Origin of the sequence: Phenylobacterium sp. (assembly GCF_030680185.1) — a bacterium.
Classification (GTDB): Bacteria; Pseudomonadota; Alphaproteobacteria; order Caulobacterales; family Caulobacteraceae; genus Phenylobacterium.
The window spans coordinates 1-2098 of the sequence record NZ_JAUXVZ010000019.1 but is presented as its reverse complement, the minus strand read 5'-3'; the positions used below and the strand labels follow the sequence as shown (position 1 = coordinate 2098).

The window sequence follows — 2098 nt, the reverse complement described above, 5'->3', positions numbered from 1 at the left end:
CACCCTTCGGGTTTTCGGCGCTGCTGCGGGCCTAGGCCAGGGAGCAGGCAGTGGCCCAGGGCTTTCTCAATGCAGCCGCCGCCGCAGCGCAGGCGCAGCAACTTCCTGGTGGCGACGCCGTCACGCCCTACCCGGCCGTGCCCATGACCATCCAGCGTGTGGCCAACATCGAACGCGCGCAGATGCTGGTGGAAAGCCCGTCGCGCGCCGCGCTGCAGCGTTTCCTCGCGGCCTGGCAGCCTCTGCTGCACCAGACCCGGCAGCAAGGCGAGTTCAAGAGCCTGATCCGCTGGGCGATTGATGTGGATCCTTTGGCAATCTAGGGCCCAAGAGTCCCCTGCGTTCCCGGCTGTCATCCCGGACTCGATCCACTACTGTCCGGGATAGCCGCCGGTTTGACCCGAAGGGCGGGAAAAAGACTTGAACTGCGCGGTTTATACAGTGGTCGTGTCTGCGCGAAAGCAGATGGGTGTTGCGGAAGCTGGGGAAGGCGGTTAAACCGCAGGCTCCTACACCCGTGCAACCACCAAACATCCGCAACATGTTCAGCATAAGCCGAATCCAACAGGTTCTTCAAGCCGTGCCCCGCGCCGGGTTCGATCAGATCGTTGAGCGCCACAGCGCGGACCGCTTCAGCAAGGGCTTTGGGTGCTGGCAGCAACTGCTGGCCATGGTGTACGTGCAGCTCAGCGGGGCCACCAGCCTGCGCCAGGTGGAGGCGGGCTTTAATGCCCAGCCTCAGCAGCACTACCACCTCAATGCACGCTGCGTACGTCGCTCCACCTTGGCCGAGGCCAACGCCAGGCGGACCCCGCAGGTGTTCGCCGAGCTGCTGCAGCTGCTGATCGCGCAGGCCGGGCGCAACGCGCGCAAACAGCGCGAGGAGTTGCTGTACCTGCTGGACGCCACGCGGGTCGCGCCGCATGGGCTGGAGATGAAGCTGCACCTGCTACTGGAGGCCGACAGCCATGGCGTGGCCCATGCAAGCATCACACCGGGTAATGTCAACGACATCACCGAGGCCCGCAAGCTGACCATCGAGTCCGGCGCCACCTACGTGTTCGACCGGGGCTACTGCCACTACAACTGGTGGCACGAGATCGACCGCAAGAAGGCCCGCTGGGTCAGCCGCTTCAAGCGCGATGCGGCACTCAATTACCTGGCCGAACGCACCGCTGACCCAGGCATTGTGAGGGACAGCATCGTTGCATTCGCGCGACGCACCCCGCGCGGCGGGCACCGAAACTTATACAGTACACCGCTGCGGCGCATCGAGGTGCAGCGCCCGGATGCGGCCCCGCTGGTGCTGGCCACCAACGACCTTGCCAGCCCGGCAGTAGAAATTGCTGCGCTGTACAAGCGGCGTTGGCAGATTGAGTTGCTGTTCAAGTGGATCAAGCAACACCTGCAGATTCGCCGCTTCGTCGGGCGCAGCGAGAACGCTGTGCGCATCCAGCTGCTGACGGCGCTGATCGCCTACATGCTGGTGCTGCTGCTCAAAGCGGGCAGTCGCTTCAAAGGGTCCCAGTGGATGCTGCTGGCACAGCTTCGCCATAGCCTGTTCCAACGGGTACGCACCGAGCAGTCATGGTGGCGACGAAGGCGCGCCGAACTCGACCACATAGCCTTGGTTCAGCCCCTGCTCCTATGAATAAAGCGTTTCCGGACAGTAGTGGATCAAGTCCGGGATGACAGCCAGGGACGTGGTGAACGCTATAAATTCAGTAGCTGCTCACGCTCGCCGAATAAGGGCCAGAGCCTGATTCGGTCCTCGACTCACCCCATGCTTGCATGAATCATCTCCCGAACCCGCGGATAGATCTGCGTATTCCATTTGCGACCGCTGAAGACGCCGTAGTGCCCGACGCCGGTCTGGATGTGGTGGGTCTTCATGTACGGGCGGATGCTGCTGCACAGGTCCAGTGCGGCCACCGTCTGGCCGACCGCGCAGATGTCGTCGCGTTCGCCCTCGACCGTCATCAGCGCAGTGCGGCGGATCGCGGCGGGCTTGACGATGCGGTCACGGTAAGTCAGCGTGCCCAGCGGCAGGTCGTAGGTCTGGAAGACTTTTTCCACCGTCTCGAGGTAGAACTCGGCG

The 2098-nt window shown here is 63.3% G+C and carries 2 protein-coding genes and 1 pseudogene; 2 read left to right on the top strand and 1 reads right to left on the bottom strand.

Annotated features, from left to right (window positions below; genetic code table 11):
- The first annotated feature begins 50 nt into the window (after positions 1-50).
- Together Q8L83_RS03625 and Q8L83_RS03620 are read left to right on the top strand one after the other, a co-directional pair.
- The gene (locus Q8L83_RS03625; RefSeq protein ID WP_305284780.1) at positions 51-323 is read left to right on the top strand and encodes a hypothetical protein; all 273 of its coding nucleotides are present in this window, start codon (positions 51-53) and stop codon (positions 321-323) included.
- A gap of 218 nt (positions 324-541) precedes the next feature.
- Positions 542-1651, top strand: coding sequence for an IS4 family transposase (locus Q8L83_RS03620; protein ID WP_305284779.1), 1110 nt, complete (start codon positions 542-544; stop codon positions 1649-1651).
- 125 nt (positions 1652-1776) lie between these two features.
- Here Q8L83_RS03620 and Q8L83_RS03615 read toward each other — a convergent pair.
- A pseudogene (locus Q8L83_RS03615) lies at positions 1777-2098 on the bottom strand (polyhydroxyalkanoate depolymerase); the annotation flags it as partial.